We start from the raw sequence: 19,247 nt of genomic DNA on the forward strand, positions 1-19,247 counted from the left end.
TTCACGCCACGGCAGGACCGCCATGCACCCGCGTCTAAAACTCTGCAACATCTGCAAACGCTATCCGGGCGTCGTCGCCAATGACGACGTTTCACTGTCGATCCAGCCCGGCGAGATCCACGCCGTGCTCGGCGAGAACGGCGCCGGCAAATCCACGCTGATGAAGATCATCTACGGTGCGGCGCAGGCCGATTCCGGAGATATCTACAGCGATGGCAATGCGATCGTCGCCCACAACCCGGCGGTGTCGCGCGCGCTCGGTATCGAGATGGTCTACCAGCACTTCGCATTGTTTGAATCCGTCTCCGTGGTCGAAAACATTGCGCTGTCGGCAAGCAGCGGATTTCATCTTCCCTCGCTTGCCGAAAAGATCCGCGACCTCTCGCTCCGCTACGGCATGCCCATCGATCCGCATCGCCAGGTGCACGACCTGTCGGTCGGCGAGCGCCAGCGCGTCGAGATCGTGCGCTGCCTGCTGCAGGCGCCGAAACTCTTGATCCTCGACGAACCAACTTCCGTGTTGACGCCGCAGGCGGTGGTCAAGCTGTTCGAGACGCTCCGGCAATTGGCCGCCGAAGGCTGCAGCATCGTCTATATCAGCCACAAGCTCGACGAAGTGCAGGAGCTCTGCGACACCGCAACGGTGCTGCGCAACGGCAAGGTCACCGGCACCGCCCGCCCCAAGGAGACGACATCGCTGGAGCTCGCCCGCATGATGGTCGGCTCCAGACTGCCTGAAATGCAAGTCAGCCCGCCGGTCCCGAGCGACAGTCCGGTGCTTGAGGTCAAGGGCCTCTCGGTCAAGGCCCGGGATCATTTCGGCGTCGACCTGAAGGACGTTTCGTTCAATGTGCATGGCGGGGAGATCGTCGGCCTTGCCGGCGTTTCCGGAAATGGCCAGGCCGAGCTGATCGCCCTGCTCAGCGGCGAACGCACTCATGAGCGCGCTGATGCGATCAGGATTCGCGGAACCGACGTCGCCCGCCTGCGCCCCCAGGAACGCCGCAAACTCGGCGTCGCCTTCGTTCCCGAAGAACGGCTCGGACGCGGTGCCGTGCCATCGCACACGCTGTGGGAGAATACCGTGCTGACGGCGCATCGCTTCGGCACAGTGCGTAAGGGGTTGGTCGACCGTCGCAAGGCGAAGGCTTTCGCCACCGGCATCATCGACAGGTTCAAGGTCAAGGCCAGCGGAGCGCAAGCGACCGCGCAAAGCCTGTCGGGTGGCAATCTGCAGAAGTTTATCGTCGGACGCGAGATCGCGCTCACGCCGAAGCTGTTCCTGGTTTCGCAGCCGACCTGGGGGGTCGATGTCGGCGCATCCGCTTTCATCCGCCAGACCATCATCGATCTCAGCCGCGCCGGAGCGGCCGTGTTTGTCGTCTCCGAGGAACTCGACGAGCTGTTCGAGATCTGCGACCGGCTGCTGGTCATCTGCCAGGGGAAGGTGTCTCCGCCACTTGTCCGCACGACCGCCGACCGCGAGGAAATCGGGCTTCTGATGACTGGCCAAGGCATGGGCGAAGGCGTATCGGCGAACAGAGGTGGCAGCGTTGCATTTCAGGATTGAACAAAGACCGGAACCCTCCGCGCCGATGCGCGTCGCCGCGCCGGTTTTGGCGACGGCACTGACGGTCATCGTTGGCTCGATCTTCTTCGCTTCCCTCGGGCATGATCCGCTGGCCACGCTTCATGCGTTCTTCATCGAGCCGCTCAGCTCGATGAACGGGCTGTCTGAGTGGCTGCTCAAGGCCTCGCCGCTGATCCTCATCGCTTGCGGGCTGGCGGTCGGCTTTCGCGCCAATGTCTGGAACATCGGCGCCGAGGGCCAGTTCACGATGGGTGCGATTGCCGCCAGCGGCGTCGGCCTATTCTGGCCAGATCCCGAGAGCGTGCTGCTATTGCCTCTGATGTTCTTGGCCGGCATGGGCGCCGGCATGGCATGGGCCGCGATCCCCGCCTTCCTGCGCGCCCGCATGAATACCAACGAAATCCTTGTCACGCTGATGATGACGTACATCGCCACGCTGTTCCTGTCCTATCTCGTGCATGGACCGTGGCGCGATCCGGCCGGGTTCAACTATCCTCAGACAGCTCTCTTGCCCGCCGCAGCGCTGCTGCAATCCTTTGATCCGGCCTACCGGCTCAATTCCTCGATCTTCATCACCGTCGTCGCCGTCATCGCGATGTGGCTGTTCACCGACCGCAGCTTTCTTGGCTACAAGATGTCGGTGAGCGGTGCCGCCCCTCTCGCCGCTCGCTATGCGGGTTTTCGCGAGTCGGCCGCGGTCTGGATCGGCCTGCTGGCCGGCGGCGCGGCAGCCGGGATCGCGGGGATGGCGGAAGCCGCTGGACCACTCGGCCAGCTCTCGCCGCAAATATCGCCAGGCTATGGTTTTGCGGCCATCATTGTCGCCTTCATCGGACGGCTGAACGCGTTCGGCATCGTGCTCGGCGGGCTGTTGATGTCGCTGCTGTTTCTCGGCGGCGAAGGCGTGCAGATGACGTTGGGCCTGCCCTCGGCGCTGACGCGGATTTTCCAGGGCATCCTGCTGTTCTTCCTGCTCGCCGCCGACTTCTTCATTTTCTATCGCATTCGCCTGGTTCGGGAGAGAGCCTGATGGATCTGTTCATTGCCATATTCACGGGCACCATCATTGCCGCGACGCCCCTAATCTTCGCGGCACTCGGCGAACTCGTGGTGGAGAAATCCGGAGTTCTCAATCTTGGCATCGAAGGCATGATGCTGATGGGGGCGGCTCTTGCATTCTGGGCGGTCACGGCAGGTTTTTCCATGCCTGTCGCGATCATGGCCGGCGCGCTGGCGGGTGCCGCCGCATCCCTGCTGTTCGGCGTTCTGGCGCTGACCTTCCTGACCAATCAATATGCCGCCGGCCTGGCGCTGGCGATCTTCGGTTCAGGGGTTTCGGCGTTCCTCGGGCGCGGTTTCGGCAGCGATCCGATCGAGGCATTGCATCGCGTCAACATACCTGTCTTGTCCGATTTGCCCGTGATTGGCCCGCTGCTGTTCCGCTTCGACCCGATGGTCTACCTCGGCTTTTTGATGTTCGTCGCCATCAGCTGGTTTCTCTACAGGACCAAAGCCGGGCTGGTTCTGCGCACGATCGGCGAGTCGCCACAGACGTCACATGCGATCGGCTATCCGGTGATCAGGATCCGCTATATGGCTGTGCTGTTTGGCGGGCTGATGGCGGGGCTGGCGGGCGCCTACCTGTCGGTCGCCTACACGCCGCTGTGGGTCGAGAACATGACCGCCGGTAAGGGCTGGATCGCGCTGGCGCTGGTGGTCTTCGCCACATGGCGGCCGCTGCGCATTCTGCTTGGCGCCTGGCTGTTCGGCGGCATGACAATCCTGCAGCTGCAGGGGCAGGCTTTGGGACTGGAAGTCCCCTCGGAGCTGCTGTCGGCGCTGCCCTACCTGGCGACCATCATCGTGTTGGTGCTCATCTCGCGGAACCGCCAGATGCTGGCGCTGCATTTCCCGGCATCTCTTGCAAAGCCCTTCCGTCCGGCGAGTTGAGCCAGGGATGTCGTGTTCAAAATCTGCCATTGCACGTCGTTGCCAATCTTGCCGCACGCGCCAGCCAGGTGCTTCAACCATTCAAGCGGCTTGGCTAGGTGCTCAGCCGTAGCAGCAAAGCCTGACTTGGCCAGCTATTCGGTGGGGGAAAGGCGGTAACGCTCGAGCGCTACCGCAAACGAGGCCATCAAGCCGGCCAGCACCGACAACCCGGCTAGGCCCAGAACCGGCCTAAGCAGCACGAGCGCGACGGCTATGCCGACCAGCAGGATTGCGGCCGCGATCGAAGAGGTTGGGCCTGGCGCAGATTGCCCATGGCCATCAGCATCACACCTGCAACATTCCAGGTCGCAGAAAGTCCCGGCCTACACAAGCTGGGCGGCCAATGCTGTCCTTGCCGGGAGGGGGGCCGGCACAGCGCCGGTGCTGTCTGCCATCAAGCTGCCTGGAGCGCAGGCGGCTGTTTCAAGGCGTCGACGTGAGCTTGCCTTTTCATGCGGTTTCGCTCGGCGCTTAGCAACTCTTCCTCGCCCGTAAGGCCGTTCAGGAAAAGCTTCAGGACATGGGAAGCGAGTGTCTGTGCCTGCCGGCTGTTAAGCGGAATATCCTCCTCCTTGCAGGCGGTCCGGCACACGCGCGCGAGCATCTCCAGTTCGTCGGGCAGGACGACTTGACCAGGAAACAACATGGCTTCCTTCTCCCTCATAAGTGCATTGGATGCTGGAGCATGACTCCGCCTGCACCTTGAGTCACTAAGAAATGACAGAGCAGGCGACTTGGTCCGAAATGGTACAGATTCTTGGCGAACGTTCGTGGCTCGTCGATTGGAAAGCCGAAACGACCAGTGGCGGCCGAGTCCGCGCTGGTGCGATAAAGCGGCTTGCCTTCCTGAGCTTTCGCATCCTTGTCAGCACGGCCAGCATGTCGTTCGAATTGAGTAGCAGTACCAACACGCCGCGCTCGACTCGGGGCCTCCGCGTGCGCGGCTCCAACGTTTTTATGGTGCCAAGCGCAAAGGCTCCCAGCCATAGGTCGAAACAGCCCCTGCTGTTATTTTCCGAGGAGTTTCCGTCCGATCTCCAGAATAACGGTGGCCCAGGAAGAACTGGCCGGCCCTTGACGATCTTTGGGCAGTGGTTTCCCAATCGTTGTTGTCTTCTCCAACGAACCAACCTCAATCATCCGATCTGTCATATCCTGAACTTGGCGAGCAGTTTTCACGACCTCTCCCACTAAAATGCAATTTCATTGGACGGGCTGAATACCGGAGATAAAATGGGGGTCGATCTCTCGCTTTAGATCACTGCTTCCTCGAGAAACGGCTCGTTGCGATCTATGCGCTCGTAACAGAACGGCGACAGATCGAGCGTCTGGAAAGCCCCGTGGACGATGAGTTCTGAAACGGCCCGACCCACGGCTGGCGACTGTTGCAACCCGTGCCCCGAGAAGCCGTTGGCGAACATGAAGTTCTTTATCTCGGGGTGGAAGCCGACGATGCCGTTGTGGTCGAGCATGTTGTACTCGTAGTGGCCGGTCCAACTGGTCTGGACCTTGAGCGCATCGAAGGACGGAATGCGGTGCCAGAGCGCCGGCCAGATGTAGTCGTCGAACTCTTCATGGTGCATTTCAAAGTCGTCGTAGTCGGCCGGCCCGTCGCCTTGCGGCGTGTTGCCCGTGAGAAAAAGTTCGCTTTCGGGACGCACGAATGTTCCGGAAAGGTCAATGACATTGGGCATTCGACCGGGGATCGGGTTGGCGCTGGCAAAGACGAAGCTGTAGCGCTTGTAGGGCGCGACCGGGATCGACAGGCCGGCCATGGCGGCGACCTGCTGCGCGCGCGGGCCCGCGGCGTTGACCAATGTTCCGCAGGCAACCGTCTGTCCGGTCGCGAGGCGCACCGAGACGACCCGCCCCTTGGCGACATCCAGCCCTGTCACGGCATTGTCGATATACTCGACGCCACTGGCGCGGGCAGCCCGGCGGAAACCATTCATCAGCCCCACGGAATCGAACCAGCCCTCTTCCCGAGCCCCCCAGGAACCGCCGCCGAGATCTTCGACATTGAGCCAGGGGAAGCGATCCTTCAGCAGGCCCGGCTCAAGGAACACCGTGTGAGCCCCGAAACTGCGCTGCAGGTCGACGCGCTCGCGCGCCGCCTCGACGCCATCAGGTGAACAGCAGTAGAGATATCCATGCTCCTTGAAGCCGAGGTCGGGCGCCGGTTCGTCCTTGTAGAAAGGTGCCATACGCTCCTGGAATCCGCGGATGATCTCGATGCCGAACTGGCTGATCTTCACATTGATCGGATTAGAGTATTGTTGCCGGATCGCGCTGGTGGAGAGCGCCGTCGACGAGAATTCATAGCTCGAGTCGCGTTCGACCACGAGGATCGAGGCGCCGCTGCCCAGCGCCTGGCTCAGCCAGTAGGCGGTCGACGAACCGACGACGGCGCCGCCGACGATGACGATGTCGTAGGCGGGGCGCGATGGCGCTTTATACGGGGGGATCGGCATGGCTGTATCTCCGGTCTACTGATTGAACGAAGCGACCAAGGCATCCGAGCCCCGCGCCAGCAGGCCGAGGTCGGAACCAACGGCAACCATGGTGAAGCCGTCGGCGAGGTAGCGGTCAGCATCGGTCTTTGCGGGAGCCAGGATCCCGCTGGCCTTGCCTGCCGCTGTTGCTGCCTTGCGCACCGAGGCGATCGCTTCTTGAACGTGTGCAGCCCCGGGATTGCCCATCGCGCCCATATTCGTGGAAAGGTCGCCGGGCCCGACGAACAGCACGTCGACGCCGTCTACCGCCGCGATCTCGGCGGAATTGGCGACGCCTAGTTCATCCTCGATCTGCACGGCGAGAAGCTGCTGCTCACGCGCCTTGGCGTGGTAACCGGCGATGCGGCCGAAGCCGTTGGCACGGTGACCGACCGAGAAGCCGCGAAATCCGCCAGGCGCATAGGTCATGGCCGCCACAATGGCGCGGGCCTGATCGGCCGTCCGCACATTGGGGATCATCAGGCTGCGCGCACCGATATCCAGGGCCTGCTTGATCAGATTGGGATCGTCGGAAGGTAGCCTGACGACGGCCTCGCTGTCGAAGCCGCCCATGACCTGCAACTGGGCCATGATGCTGCGCAGATGGTTGGGGCTATGCTCGCCATCGATCAGCACCCAGCCGGCTCCGGAGCCCGCGACGATCTCTGTGGTGAGGGACGAAGCCAGCGAGCACCAGATGCCTATATGGGCCCGGCCAGCCGACACGGCAGCCTTCAGCGTGTTGAGGCGCTCTTGCATTTTGCGGTCAGTCTCCGATGAGCGAAAGGACGTTGAAATTTGTATGATGTCCTATATCATACGGCAGCAATTTGCTGCAATATGCAATGCGCACCAACCTTCGTACAGGGGTTTGAGAATGAAGATCGGGTTCATCGGGCTTGGTGTGATGGGAGCACCGATGGCGCACCATCTCGTCGACGCGGGACATGAGATATTCACGGTCCTGAACCGCTCCCCTCTGCCGAAGGACCTCAAGGCATCGGTCGTCGCCTCTCCTGGCGATGTGGCGCGGATGTCCGAGATCATCGTCACCATGCTGCCCGACACGCCAGATGTGGAGCGCGTCCTGCTTGGAGCAAACGGCGTCCTGGAGGGGCTGTCGGCCAGCAAGCTGGTCATCGACATGAGTTCGATCAGCCCTATCGCCACCGCGGAATTCGCAGCGAAACTGCGGCAAGCGGGAGCCGGCTACCTCGACGCCCCGGTCTCCGGCGGTGAGGTCGGAGCCAAGGCGGCGAGCCTCACCATCATGGTCGGCGGGCCAACCGCAGAGTTCGAGCGCGCGCTGCCGATCTTTCGGTCGCTGGGCAAGAACATCACCTTGATCGGCGAGCACAATGGCGCCGGCCAGACCTGCAAGATCGCAAATCAGATCATCGTCGCGCTCAACATAGAGGCCGTGGCGGAAGCGCTCGTCTTTGCCAGCAAGGCCGGCTGCGACCCGGCAAAGGTGCGCGCCGCGCTGATGGGCGGCTTTGCCTCGTCCCGCGTGTTGGAGGTGCATGGCGAGCGCATGATCGCCCGTGCGTTCGCCCCGGGCTTTCGCATGCGGCTTCACCAGAAGGATCTCAACCTCGCGCTCGAAAGCGCTCGCACGCTTGGCGTCTCGCTGCCGAACACCGCGATGGCGCAGCAACTGATGAGCGCCTGCTCAGCCCGACCGGGCGGCGCGGAGGCCGACCACTCGTCCCTCGTCAAGGCGCTGGAGATCCTCAGCGCCCATGAACTGTCAAAAGAAAAGGAGTGAACCGATGCGCGGAACCGGCAAGGCCGACATCTTCGTGATGCTGGCCCATCCCGTGGCACATGCCAAGAGCCCCGGCATATTCAACGAGATCTTCGAGCAAAAGGGGCTCGACAGCCTCATGGTGCCGCTGAGCTGCCGACCGGAGGATTTCGAGACCTTCTGGGCCGGCATCACGGCGGCCGAGAACATAAGGGGCGTCATCATCTCGGTGCCCTACAAGGTCGCGGTCTATCACAAATGCTCTGCCGCTCACGACCGTGCCGCGCGGGTGCAAAGCGCCAATTCCGTGCGCCGGCTGCCCGATGGCAGCTGGTACGCCGACAATTTCGACGGCGTCGGCTTTATCGACGGCCTCAACGCAGGCGGGCATAAGATTGCCGGCCGCCGCATCCTCCAGGTCGGCGCCGGTGGCGCCGGCGCGTCGCTGGCCTATTGTCTCGCGGAAGCCGGCGCCGAAGAGATCCGCCTCGCCGACATCGATACCGGCCGCGCCGAAAAACTGGCTGCGTTGGTCGTGCAGGTCTTCCCGAAATGCCGCATCCAGGTCGGCGAGGCCGATCCTACCGGCATGCATATGGCCATCAACGCCACACCGGTCGGCATGCACGCCGGCGACCCACTGCCGCTGGATGTGAGCCGGCTCACCCCGGACATGACGGTCGTCGACATCATCATGGAGCCCGCCGAGACCGCCCTGCTGAAGGCGGCGGAGCAGATCGGCTGCCGCATTCAGCCGGGGCGCCCGATGATGGATTTCCAGGTCCGGGCCATGTCCGAATTCTTCGACATCGAAGGCAAGGGCCGCGGCAATGGCTGAGACATTGACGGCTGTCGTCATCGGCGGCACTTCCGGTATCGGACGCGCGATAGCGCTGCGCTTCGCCGAGGACGGCTACCATGTGGTCGTCGCCGGCCGGGATGCGGCGCGGGGCAATGAGGCTGTTGGCGCCTGCGCGGCGGCGGGCGCGCCGCGCGCGCTGTTTGTCCAGACCGATGTCGCCGATCCCGGCTCGGTGGAAGCGCTGGCACAGGCCGTCAGCGCGGCGTTCGGCACGCCGCAAATCGTCGTCAATTGCGCCGGCATCCTGCAGAGCGGCAAGCACGTCCTCGACCAGGATCTGGACGAAGACGAGAGGATGTGGCGGGTGAATTATCGCGGCACCTTGCTGGGTTGCCAGGTGTTCGGCCGGCTGATGTCGGCTGCCGGGCGAGGCGCGATCCTGAATGTCGGCTCGCTCGCCTCTTTCGCGCCGCTGTCTCTGCCTGCCTACACGCCCGGAAAGCATGCCGTTCTGGCCTTGACCCAGATCCTGGCCGCCGAGCTCGGTCCGCACGGCGTACGCGTCAATGCGGTGGCACCCGGCTACACGCTTTCGGACGGTCTGAAAGCCAGGATCGCCAAGGGAGAGCGCAACCCCGAAGCCATCCAGGCAACCACCGCGCTGCGCCGCTTCGTCGAGCCGCGCGACGTTGCCGAGGCCGCACTTTTCCTCTGTTCCGACCGAGCAGCATCGATAACCGGTGTGACCCTGCCCGTCGACGCCGGCTGGCTCGTTCATGCGCCCTACGCGCAATATCTGCAGGGAAACCCCATCCGCCAGACGCCGGCAATCTGACCCCCATCCGGCAGCGGCCGGAAACTTGACCCATCCGGCGGAGGCCGGAAATCTGACCTATCCGGCGGAGGCCGGAAATCCGACAAGGACAATCCAGTGAGTGACATCAAGCGCTTCGACTTCGACACCCGCATCCACCACGGGGTCATCCACAATGGCACCCTCTACCTCACCGGCCAGGTCGCAATGCCTGGTCAATCCGCGGCCGACCAGATGCGCGAGGCGCTCGGCAAGGTCGACGCGCTGCTTGCCAAGGCCGGCACGGACAAGACCCGCATCCTTCACGTGCAGATGTGGCTGGACGACATCAGGGATTTCGACGAGGTCAACACGGTCTGGGACGCATGGATGCCGAAGGAGCACGCACCGGCGCGCTCTTCCGGCGAGGGACGGATGGCCAAGCCCGGAATGCTGGTCGAGCTGATCGTCACCGCAGCGGTTTGAATGGCCTTGCCGGTTCGGGCATCATCCTGCATCTGGCATCGGACTGGGGAACACTGATGACGAAACGCAAGCCACTTTCCACCGTCGTGGCCGAGAGCCTGTCCGAAAAGATCCGCTCCGGGCAGTTGCTGCCCGGCGCGCAATTGCCGACCGAGGCGGAGCTTTGCGCCGAATACGATGTCAGCCGGACGGTGGTGCGGGAAGCGGTGGCGCGATTGCGCTCCGAGGGCTTGGTGGTACCGCAGCAAGGACGCGGCATGTTCGTCAGCGAAACGCCGGCGCCGCGCAATTTCTCGATACCGGACGAGGCTCTCAGGACCTTGCCGGAAACCATCGCCTTGCTCGAACTGAGATTGAGTGTCGAAGTGGAGTCCGCTGGGCTCTGCGCGGAACGGCGCACCGACGCGGAGGCGGATGGTATCCGAGCCTTGATGGAACAGGTCGACGCCCAGCAAGCGGATCCCGCTGTCGTCCAGATCCACTACGACTATGATTTCCACTTGGCGATCGCCAAAGCAGCAGGCAACGAATTCATCCACGGCTTCCTGAGCTATCTCAGGCCGATGATCGTTCCACGCTTTCAACTGGGCTACGTGGTCACGCCGGCGCTCAAGGACAGCTACTACGCACGCATTCACAGCGAACACAGAACCATCGTGGACGCCATCGAAAGGCAGGACGGTCGTGCTGCTCGCCAGGCCATGCGCAAGCATCTGCACAACAGCCTCGGGCGTGTGCGCGCTTTGGCCCGGGCTTCGGGCGTCGCGGCGACGGAGGCCGAGCAGAAGGCGGCTGCGGCCTCGCTCTTTACCGATATGAAGAGACCTGCTCCGACAGGCAGGTAAGGCCGGCGACTTCGCTTCGTATGCACAGGCGTGTGGACCAGATCAGCCACGCATTGCGAAAGCCTTGTTTTTGGTCTGCCGGCCAGCGGCGCCCGGTTTCCCACGCGTGGAAAGCGCCATTTTCCCGGCGTTTCCTTGGCTTTGCGGCTTCCGCGATCGTCGGGGCACCCAGGCGAGTTTCGCAGGCTGAACCGGCTTTCGAAAGTTTATCTTTCCTTTTTGCTGGTTTTCTTGGTTTCGCGGCATCGGCCCAGGCCGCAGACTGAAATCAGGCAATCAGGGAAGCCCACGTGACGACAGCCTTCATCACAGGTGCAACGAGCGGCATAGGACGGGCCATGGCGATCGCACTGAGCGACGTCGGCTACAATGTCTATGCGGTCGGGCGCAGCCAGTCCGCGCTCAAGGAATTGCAGGCCGAACGATCCGGCATCGTGCCCATCGCCGTCGATGTCACTGACCGCGAGGCGCTGGAATCGGTTCTGGCGGATCTCACCATCGATGTGCTGATCAACAATGCCGGGATCATGCCGCCGCTGGGCAATTTCGCCGACATGAAGATATCAGACATCGACACCACGCTGGAGGTGAATCTCAGCGCGGCAATCCTGCTTACCCGCCTCGTCGTTCCGCAGATGCGCGAGCGGCAGTCTGGCCACATCCTGTTCACCGGCTCCACGGCGGGCCACGCCGCATATTCCAACATTGCCGTCTATTCGGCCACCAAGGCGGCGATATCGGGCTTTGCCGCCGCGCTGCGCGCCGACCTCTCCCCATCAGGTATACGCGTCACCGAGATCGTCGCCGGCCGTGTCGAGACGCAGCTCTACCAGGACATCCTCGACACCAAGGCGCGCGCGGCCATGTACGCCAGCAAAGTGGTGCAGCCGGATGACGTCGCCAGAATGGTGGTCGCGGTACTCGGCCTGCCCGCATGGGCCGACGTTACCCGTTTCGACATCATGCCGACATGGCCAACCTCGCCAAGCGGCACCAAGTAAGGAAAAACTGGAATGAAGGATCTTTCCGTTCTGATCGTAGGCGGCGGCGCTGGCCTCGGCGCGCTTTTGGCCAGGATGGCTGTAGAGGCCGGGGCTGCAAAGATCGGCATCATCGACATCAACCAGGACGCCGCCGAAGCCGCTCTCGCACCGGCAAAGGCCAACAGCCTGCCGACCGCGACCGCCCTATGCGACATCCAGGTCGGCCCTCAGTGCCACGCCGCCTTCGATGCCATCGTTTCGAAAATCGGGCGTATCGACACGCTGATCAATTGCGCCGCGATCTACCCTCGCCGCCCGCTCCTGGAGATCAGCGACGCCGATTGGGATGCCTCCAACGGCATCAACATCAAGGGCACCTACCACATGATGGTGGCGGCCGTTCGCCACATGCAATCGCAGGAGCCGAAGAGCCATGTGCGCGGGCGGATCGTGAATCTGACCTCTGTCGACGCTTTCAAAGCGCATCCGCAGAACGCCCACTATGCGGCGACCAAGGCCGCCGTGGTCAGCCTGACGCGTTCCTTTGCCCATGACGTCGCAAAACACGGGATCCTGGTCAATTCGGTGGCCCCCGCGGGCATGGCCACGGAGCGGGCCAAGGCCCTCGGCTTCCTCGAGGAACTGGCCAAGGCAAGCCCGCTGGGTCGTGGTGCCGAGCCTACGGAGATTGCCGAGTGGGTGCTCATGACGGGCGGCCCCAAGAACACCTACATGACCGGAGAAAACGTAATTGTTTCAGGTGGTTATATATACGCCTGAGCTATCTTCGCAGCGCCTGCGGCGCTGAATTGTCCAACGGGAACGCAAGCGAAAGGAGGTGGAATCACGATGACCGGCAAGCTCCGCCTTCCCTCGCTGAATGCGCTTCGCGTCTTCCACGCCGTCGCGCAGCACAAGAGCTTTCGGCAGGCGGCAGATGAATTGCTGGTCACGCCGCAGGCCGTCGGACAGCAGATCAAGCTTCTGGAGGATACGCTTCAGGTGACGCTGTTCGAGCGCAAGGGCCGGTCGGTCGAATTGACCGAGTCGGCTATCCTTCTCTCGCACTATGTCAAAGCCGGGTTCGACGAGTTTTCCGAAGGTGTTCGCCGCGTCACCAAGTCGAACTACCGGGACCGCATCAACCTGAATGCGAGCCCCTATTTCGCGACCCACTATCTGCTGCCTCGTCTGTCCCTGTTCCGGGAGATATTGCCGGGTGCGGATCTGCGCCTGACCACGATGGTCGACCTGCCCGATTTCGGACGCGACGATATCGATATGACCGTCCAGTGGGGCTACGGGAACTGGCCGGACTACGAGACCATCCTGCTGGTACCGGATCCGAAGGTCATCTGCTGCACCCCGGCCATCGGCGAAAGCATCAAGTCGGCGCAGGACCTGACGTTGTTCACGTTGCTGGACACCGTCAAGTCGAAGCGCCTTTGGCCAGACATTTTACGCCACCTTGCCATCGAGCAGACGGACGGCAACCGAAGCATCAGCTTCGACGATGCCGCAACCATGCGCCGTGCAACCCTGCAAGGCATCGGCGTCGGTCTCGTCTCCGTCATCGACGCCGAGGAAGATTTGAGGTCGGGCGCGCTGGTCGCACCGGTTGGCCGCGACGCCCTTGCCGATATGCGCCCGGAAGAAGTTCCCGGATTCTATCTGATCGTCCCGCGCGGGCACCTGCGCGTGAAGGCGGTCGCGGCCCTTCATCGATGGCTCGCCCAGCAGGACTGGGGCAGCGACCTGAAAATTTCCTCCGTGCCGAAACCGACCCCGCTTTCCGACTAGGAGCGGCTTTGAGACCGAGCTCTGAAAGAAAACTTTTGGACCTCCAACAACAAGAAACCAACAACCTCAACAGTGGAGACGGAACATGAAGACGATGAAATGGGGGGCCGCAGCCATGGCCCTTGGACTTGCGCATTTTGCGGCGCCGGCAGAAGCCGCCGGCGGCAAGACACTGGAAGCCGTCAAGGCGCGCGGCGTGCTCAATTGCACCGGCCATGACGGATCCTATCTCGGCTTCGCCGAAGTCGACGACAAGGGCAACTGGAAGGGCATGGACATCGATCTCTGCCGGGCGGTGGCCACTGCCGTGCTCGGCGACCCGGCAAAGCTGAAGGTCGTTCCGATCAGCTGGGCGCAGCGCTGGCCGTCCCTGCAGTCGGGCGATGTCGACATCATCATCAAAGCGTCGGGCGGCACGCTCAGCCGGGACACCGAGCTCGGGCTGCAATTTTCCATGTCCTATTACCTCGGAACCACCAAGGTGATGGCGCACAAGGAGCTCAACCTCAAATCGCTCAAGGATGCCGCCGGCGGCACGATCTGCATTCCCGCAGGCACGTCGCAGGAGCAGCAGGTCGCGGCCTATACGGCCAAGCTTGGCATCAAGCTCGAACCGGTGCTCATCGAAAAGACGGAGGAACTCGAACAGGCCTATTTCTCGGGACGCTGCGATCTCTATGCGCAGTGGGGCCCGACGCTCGCCATTGCGCGCATCGCCAAGAGCAAGGTCGACGACCATGTCATCCTGCCCGACGTGCTCGCCGTCGAACCTGAAGTCATGATCATGCGGCAAGGCGACGACAATTGGGTCGACATCGCCAACTGGACGCTGAGCACCCTGATCTTCGCCGAGCAGGAAGGCATCACCTCCAAGAACGTCGACGAGATCAAGGCCAAGCCGACCTCGCCGCAAGTCGCAAAGTTCCTAGGCGTCACGCCAGGCATGGGCAAGGGTCTCGGTCTCGATGACGACTGGGCCTACAAGGTGATCAAGAACGTCGGCAATTACGGCGAAATCTTCGAGCGCGATCTCGGCAAGGACTCGCCCTACAAGATGGACCGCGAGCTGACCAACCTTTGGAACAATGGCGGTGTCCTGTTCCCGCTGGTGATCGACTGATCCTTTCTTAACGTATCCGCTCAGGCCTCGCCCGGCACCTGCCGGGCGGGGCTGGCGATAATTCGGCAAGGATCTTTGGATGGTCAGCCTGCTGAGAAATCAAAAGGTCCGCAACGCGCTGTTGCAGGTCCTCTATGTCGGCTCGATCGCCGCGATGGTGCTTGCCGGCATCGTGATTGCGCGCCGCAATCTGGCTGATCAGGGGATCACCTCCGGATTCGACTTTCTGTTCAAGTCGACTGGTTGGGATGTGAATTTCTCGCTGCTGCCCGCCACGGCCAATGATCCCTATTGGTGGTACTTCCTCATCGGCATCATCAACACGCTGTTCCTGGGCAGCGTCGGACTGATACTGGCGACGATCGTGGGAACGATCGTCGGTCTGGCGCGGACGTCCTCGAACGACCTGGCGCGGCTGCTCGGCCGCACCTATGTCGACATCTTCCGCAACATCCCGCTGATCCTCCAAGTCTTCTTCTGGTACGCGATCATCACGCATCTGCCGACACCGCGCAGCGCGCATGAAGCCTGGGGCTTCCTGCTCACCAGCCGGGGGCTCTACATTCCATTCCCGAACGTCGGCAGTGCGGCGTTTGCTGCGGCCACAGTGGCTGTGATCGCGGCCATCGTGCTGCCGGCCTGGCTGGGCCGAACGTCGCGCCTTGCCCAACCAATCGGCCAGCGGCGCGCCATCCAGTTTGCCGCCGCCGCAGCGGCACTGGTCTGCGCGGCCATCATTCTGGCCGTCGGACGTCTGCCGGATAGGCCTCTGCTGGACTTCCCTGCCCTGCAAGGCCTCAATCTGAGAGGCGGCCTGCGCATTCCACCGGAATTTGCCACCCTCGCCATCGCCATCGCCATCTATGGCGGCTCCTACATCGCGGAGATCGTGCGCGGCGGCTTCAAGGCTGTCGGCACCGGTCAGGTCGAGGCAGCACTTTCCCTGGGCCTCAGCCCCTGGCGGGTGTTCACACTGGTGCGTCTGCCGCTGGCGCTGCGCGCCATGCTGCCGATCCTTGCCAATCAGTATGTCTGGCTGATGAAGGCGACCACGATGGGCATCGCCGTGGGCTTCACCGACTTCTTCATGATTGTGGCGCTGACGATCAACCATTCCGGGCAAACCCTCGAGGCGATCGGCATCTTGATGGCCGGCTTTCTCGCCATCAACCTCAGCCTTGCCGCCGTCTTCAACCGCATCAACAAGGCAATTGCCCTCAAGGGCAATCAACTGAGGGGCTGAGAGATGGAGATGGTCCTTGTCGCTCCACCCGCTCCCGGCAGGCTCGAGGATCTGAGGCGACGCTTCTTCGCGACGCCGCTTCAGGCGGTGGTGTCGCTAGCCTGCCTGACGATCATGGTCTTCCTGGTCTGGAAGCTCCTGAATTGGGCGGTCTTCTCGGCTGTCTTCACCACCAGCGGCGGGCCGGAAGCCTGCCAGGCGGCAGCGGGAGCCTGCTGGTCGGTCATCGCAGCGAGATGGCGGATCATCTTCTTCGGCCTCTATCCCTACGAAGAACAATGGCGCTCGGCACTGGCCTGCGTCGCCGTTGTGGTGATGACGGTGCTGAGCTGTATCCCGGCATTCTGGACGGGCCGCCGGATCGCGCTGGTATGGGGAGCCGGAACAGGCCTCTTCTACGTGTTGATGAAAGGCGGCGTGCTTGGCCTTGCCCATGTCGGCGAGGAAGCCTGGGGCGGACTGGCATTGACCTTGTTCATCTTCGTGACCACCTGCCTGATCGGTTTCCCCTTGGCGATCTGCCTGGCCTTGCTGCGCCGGTCGGAGCTGCCCTGGATTTCGCGGACCACCGGCCTCATCATCGACGGGGTCCGGTCGCTGCCGCTGATATCGATCCTCTTCACCTTTGCCGTGGTTCTGCCGTTCGCGCTGCCGCAATGGCTGCAGGGCGACAAGCTCTACCGCGTGATCCTCGGCTCCGCTCTGTTCTTCTCCGCCTATCAGGCGGAGATCGTGCGAGGCGGCATGCAGGGCGTTGCGACAGGACAGGAAGAGGCTGCCATGGCGCTTGGCATGCGTTATTGGCAACGCATCAGCCGCATCCTCCTGCCCCAGGCCATGCGCAACGCCATGCCGGCGACGATCAACCAATTCGTCATCTCGTTCAAGGAGACCTCGCTGGTGGTCATCGTCGGCTTCTTCGAGATCCTTGCTTCCGGCAACGCGGCCTATGGCACCGGCGAATGGCGCTTCGCCTATGTCGAAGTCTATGCCTTCATAGCCTTCATCTACTTCATCTTCGTCTTCAGCCTGTCCCGCTACGGCGCCTTTCTCGAGCGCCGCATGTCGGTCAGCGAACGGTAAGGAGGCGTGCAGGTGATCTCGACCAATTCGACCGGTGAGCCGGCGCTCCGTATAGAAAACCTCGACAAATACTACGGCACGTTCCAAGCACTGCGCGGGATAAACCTTTCCGTACAAAGGGGCGAAAAAATCGTCGTCTGCGGACCCTCCGGCTCCGGCAAATCGACGATGATCCGCTGCATCAACCGCCTCGAGCAGCACAATGGCGGCCGCATCGTTGTGCTCGGCACCGAACTCAACGACGATGTCGGCAACATCGACGAGATCAGGCGTGAAGTCGGGATGGTGTTCCAGCACTTCAACCTTTTCCCGCACATGACGGTGCTGGAGAACTGCATGATCTCTCCGATGATCGTGCGCAAGCAGCCGCGGGCGCAAGCCGAGGCGACCGCCCGGCGCTATCTCGAAAAGGTGCGCATTCCCGAGCAGGCCATGAAATACCCCAGCCAATTGTCCGGCGGACAGCAGCAGCGGGTGGCGATTGCGCGCGCTCTTTGCATGCAGCCGCAGATCATGCTGTTCGACGAGCCGACCTCGGCGCTCGATCCGGAAATGGTCGCCGAAGTGCTCGACGTGATGGTTACGCTCGCCTCCGAGGGCATGACGATGATCTGCGTGACCCATGAGATGGGCTTTGCGCGCCGGGTCGCCGATCGAGTGATGTTCATGGATGGCGGCGAGATCCTCGAAGAGGCGCCTCCGGACGAGTTCTTCACCTCCTCCCGCAACGAGCGCACCCGAGAATTCCTGTCGCAGGTGCTGGATCGTCATTGATTGGAAGCAACGATCCGGGGCGTGTCGCACGGCACGCCCCCAGCTAACTCGGGTAAATCAATGACCGATCCCGCTACCGCGCTGTACGAGATTCTCGGGCCGAAAGGCTGGCTTTCGGGCCGGGATGCCGAGCCCTACCAGCGCGATTGGCTCAATGGCTACGGCGTCGCACCTCTTGGCGTTGCCAGGCCCGCGACTACGTCGGAGGTCGCCAGTGTCGTCAAGCTATGCCACGAGGCAGGGCTGGCGGTGGTGCCGCAGGGCGGAAACACCGGGCTTTGCGGCGCCGCGGTCGCCGAGCAGTCGAATGCGGTGATCGTTTCGCTCTCACGCATGACGGCGATCGGGAAGCCGGATCTGGACAGCGGCTCGATCGTCGTCGAGGCGGGCGTCGTGCTGGCCGCGCTGCACGAGGCGCTGGAACCGGATGGCTTGATGTTTCCAATGCATCTGGGCGCGGAAGGCAGCGCCAGGATCGGCGGCCTGATCGGCACCAACGCCGGCGGCAGCCAGGCTTTCCGTTACGGCATGATGCAGGATCTCATTCTGGGTCTCGAAGTCGTGACGCCTGACGGCAGGGTCTGGGACGGGCTGCGCGCTGTGCAGAAGGACAATGCCGGCTATCAGTTGCGCAAGCTGTTCTGCGGCGCGGAAGGTACGCTCGGCATCGTGACGCGCGCGATCCTGCGGCTGTATCCCCAGCCCCGGCAGCAAGCGAGCGCCCTTCTGATCCTGCCCGGCTTTGCCGCCGCCGTTTCGTTCGGCACCTTCCTGCGCGGCGAGGCCGGGGAATTCCTCACTGGCCTCGAGTTCTTCTCCGATTTCGGCCTGCAATTGGCGCTGAAGCACTTGCCCGACCTTGCCTACCAACTGGAGACACGGGGCGACGTCTATCTGCTGGTAGAACTGGCATCGGGGGCGTCACGCGTTCCCCTGGACGAGATCCTGGCTTCGGCGCTGGAATGGGGCTTGGAACAGGGGTTGGTCTCAGATGGCGCGCTGGCGGCGACGGGTGCGCATCGGGCACAATTCTGGCGGTTGCGCGAGGAGCAACCGGAGGGACAGAGGCTGGAAGGCCAGCAGCTCAAGCACGACATCTCGGTGCCATCAGGTGCAATCGCCCGTTTCGTCGAGGCAGGCGCGAAGATCTGCGGCGGCATTCTTCCCGGCGTGCGGATAAACCCGTTCGGGCACCTCGGCGACGGAAACATCCACTACAATTTGTCTCCGCCGGAAGGTCGTGCCGGTTTCGACGGCAAGGCCGAGCTGTTCGCCGAGGCGCTGTCATCTCTTGCCACGCAGATGGGCGGCAGCTTTGCAGCCGAACATGGGCTTGGCCGGGCAAAGGTCGTCATGGCCGACCGCAATCGCGGCTTGGTGGAGCGAGAGCTCATGGCGCGCCTCAAGGCTGCGTTTGATCCGCTGGGCACGATGAACCCGGGCGTCTCGGTGCGCGTCTCTCAGTAAAGAAAAACTTTCGAATAGACGGCATTTCT

19 protein-coding genes are annotated in these 19,247 nt (G+C 62.7%); 16 read left to right on the forward strand and 3 right to left on the reverse strand.

The window, feature by feature from the left end; genetic code table 11:
• The first annotated feature begins 22 nt into the window (after window positions 1-22).
• The 3 genes from LB558_RS24950 to LB558_RS24960 are packed head-to-tail and all read left to right on the forward strand — an operon-like array spanning window position 23 to window position 3,541.
• Window positions 23-1,570, forward strand: a complete 1,548-nt coding sequence (locus tag LB558_RS24950; RefSeq protein ID WP_224699987.1) for an ABC transporter ATP-binding protein — start codon at window positions 23-25, stop codon at window positions 1,568-1,570.
• Window positions 1,554-2,621: an ABC transporter permease gene (locus tag LB558_RS24955; RefSeq protein ID WP_224699988.1), complete on the forward strand. Its 1,068-nt coding sequence runs from the start codon at window positions 1,554-1,556 to the stop codon at window positions 2,619-2,621. The genes LB558_RS24950 and LB558_RS24955 overlap by 17 nt, the downstream gene beginning before the upstream one ends.
• Window positions 2,621-3,541: an ABC transporter permease gene (locus LB558_RS24960; RefSeq protein WP_224699989.1), complete on the forward strand. Its 921-nt coding sequence runs from the start codon at window positions 2,621-2,623 to the stop codon at window positions 3,539-3,541. Before LB558_RS24955 ends, LB558_RS24960 begins: the two co-directional genes overlap by 1 nt.
• Before the next feature lie 436 nt (window positions 3,542-3,977).
• Here the strand turns inward: LB558_RS24960 and LB558_RS24965 are convergent, their stop codons facing one another.
• The 3 genes from LB558_RS24965 to LB558_RS24975 form a co-directional block, all read right to left on the reverse strand.
• A complete protein-coding gene (locus LB558_RS24965) occupies window positions 3,978-4,229 on the reverse strand; it encodes a hypothetical protein (RefSeq protein ID WP_224699990.1) in 252 nt (83 codons plus the stop codon).
• A gap of 607 nt (window positions 4,230-4,836) precedes the next feature.
• The gene (locus tag LB558_RS24970; RefSeq protein WP_224699991.1) at window positions 4,837-6,054 is read right to left on the reverse strand and encodes an NAD(P)/FAD-dependent oxidoreductase; all 1,218 of its coding nucleotides are present in this window, start codon (window positions 6,052-6,054) and stop codon (window positions 4,837-4,839) included.
• Between the two features lie 15 nt (window positions 6,055-6,069).
• Window positions 6,070-6,834, reverse strand: coding sequence for an HpcH/HpaI aldolase family protein (locus tag LB558_RS24975; RefSeq protein WP_224699992.1), 765 nt, complete (start codon window positions 6,832-6,834; stop codon window positions 6,070-6,072).
• A gap of 118 nt (window positions 6,835-6,952) precedes the next feature.
• Between LB558_RS24975 and LB558_RS24980 the strand changes: the two genes are divergently transcribed.
• The 13 genes from LB558_RS24980 (at window position 6,953) to LB558_RS25040 (ending at window position 19,218) form a co-directional block, all read left to right on the forward strand.
• Window positions 6,953-7,843, forward strand: coding sequence for a 2-hydroxy-3-oxopropionate reductase (locus tag LB558_RS24980; protein ID WP_224699993.1), 891 nt, complete (start codon window positions 6,953-6,955; stop codon window positions 7,841-7,843).
• A gap of 4 nt (window positions 7,844-7,847) precedes the next feature.
• Window positions 7,848-8,660, forward strand: a complete 813-nt coding sequence (locus LB558_RS24985; RefSeq protein WP_224699994.1) for a shikimate dehydrogenase family protein — start codon at window positions 7,848-7,850, stop codon at window positions 8,658-8,660.
• Window positions 8,653-9,459 (forward strand): SDR family NAD(P)-dependent oxidoreductase, encoded by an 807-nt coding sequence (locus LB558_RS24990; protein ID WP_224699995.1) that lies wholly within the window; start codon window positions 8,653-8,655, stop codon window positions 9,457-9,459. The genes LB558_RS24985 and LB558_RS24990 overlap by 8 nt, the downstream gene beginning before the upstream one ends.
• Before the next feature lie 96 nt (window positions 9,460-9,555).
• Window positions 9,556-9,903: a RidA family protein gene (locus tag LB558_RS24995; protein WP_224699996.1), complete on the forward strand. Its 348-nt coding sequence runs from the start codon at window positions 9,556-9,558 to the stop codon at window positions 9,901-9,903.
• Between the two features lie 56 nt (window positions 9,904-9,959).
• Window positions 9,960-10,748, forward strand: coding sequence for a FadR/GntR family transcriptional regulator (locus tag LB558_RS25000; RefSeq protein WP_224699997.1), 789 nt, complete (start codon window positions 9,960-9,962; stop codon window positions 10,746-10,748).
• 290 nt (window positions 10,749-11,038) lie between these two features.
• Window positions 11,039-11,749, forward strand: a complete 711-nt coding sequence (locus LB558_RS25005) for an SDR family oxidoreductase (RefSeq protein WP_224699998.1) — start codon at window positions 11,039-11,041, stop codon at window positions 11,747-11,749.
• 12 nt (window positions 11,750-11,761) lie between these two features.
• On the forward strand, window positions 11,762-12,511 hold the full coding sequence (locus tag LB558_RS25010) for an SDR family NAD(P)-dependent oxidoreductase (RefSeq protein ID WP_224699999.1): 750 nt from the start codon (window positions 11,762-11,764) through the stop codon (window positions 12,509-12,511).
• A gap of 69 nt (window positions 12,512-12,580) precedes the next feature.
• Complete coding sequence (locus LB558_RS25015; protein ID WP_013530401.1) at window positions 12,581-13,531, forward strand: LysR substrate-binding domain-containing protein; 951 nt, start codon at window positions 12,581-12,583, stop codon at window positions 13,529-13,531.
• Window positions 13,532-13,616: 85 nt separating this feature from the next.
• On the forward strand, window positions 13,617-14,651 hold the full coding sequence (locus LB558_RS25020; RefSeq protein ID WP_224700000.1) for an amino acid ABC transporter substrate-binding protein: 1,035 nt from the start codon (window positions 13,617-13,619) through the stop codon (window positions 14,649-14,651).
• Between the two features lie 79 nt (window positions 14,652-14,730).
• Complete coding sequence (locus tag LB558_RS25025; RefSeq protein WP_224700001.1) at window positions 14,731-15,894, forward strand: ABC transporter permease subunit; 1,164 nt, start codon at window positions 14,731-14,733, stop codon at window positions 15,892-15,894.
• Window positions 15,895-15,897: 3 nt separating this feature from the next.
• Window positions 15,898-16,977 carry an amino acid ABC transporter permease gene (locus LB558_RS25030; protein ID WP_224700002.1) on the forward strand — a complete coding sequence of 360 codons (1,080 nt, stop codon included), beginning with the start codon at window positions 15,898-15,900 and terminating at the stop codon, window positions 16,975-16,977.
• A 12-nt stretch (window positions 16,978-16,989) separates the two neighbouring features.
• Window positions 16,990-17,751: an amino acid ABC transporter ATP-binding protein gene (locus LB558_RS25035; RefSeq protein WP_224700003.1), complete on the forward strand. Its 762-nt coding sequence runs from the start codon at window positions 16,990-16,992 to the stop codon at window positions 17,749-17,751.
• Between the two features lie 60 nt (window positions 17,752-17,811).
• The gene (locus LB558_RS25040; protein WP_224700004.1) at window positions 17,812-19,218 is read left to right on the forward strand and encodes an FAD-binding oxidoreductase; all 1,407 of its coding nucleotides are present in this window, start codon (window positions 17,812-17,814) and stop codon (window positions 19,216-19,218) included.
• The last annotated feature ends 29 nt before the right edge of the window (window positions 19,219-19,247 follow it).

Source organism: Mesorhizobium sp. CO1-1-8, assembly GCF_020164875.1.
Classification (GTDB): Bacteria; Pseudomonadota; Alphaproteobacteria; order Rhizobiales; family Rhizobiaceae; genus Mesorhizobium.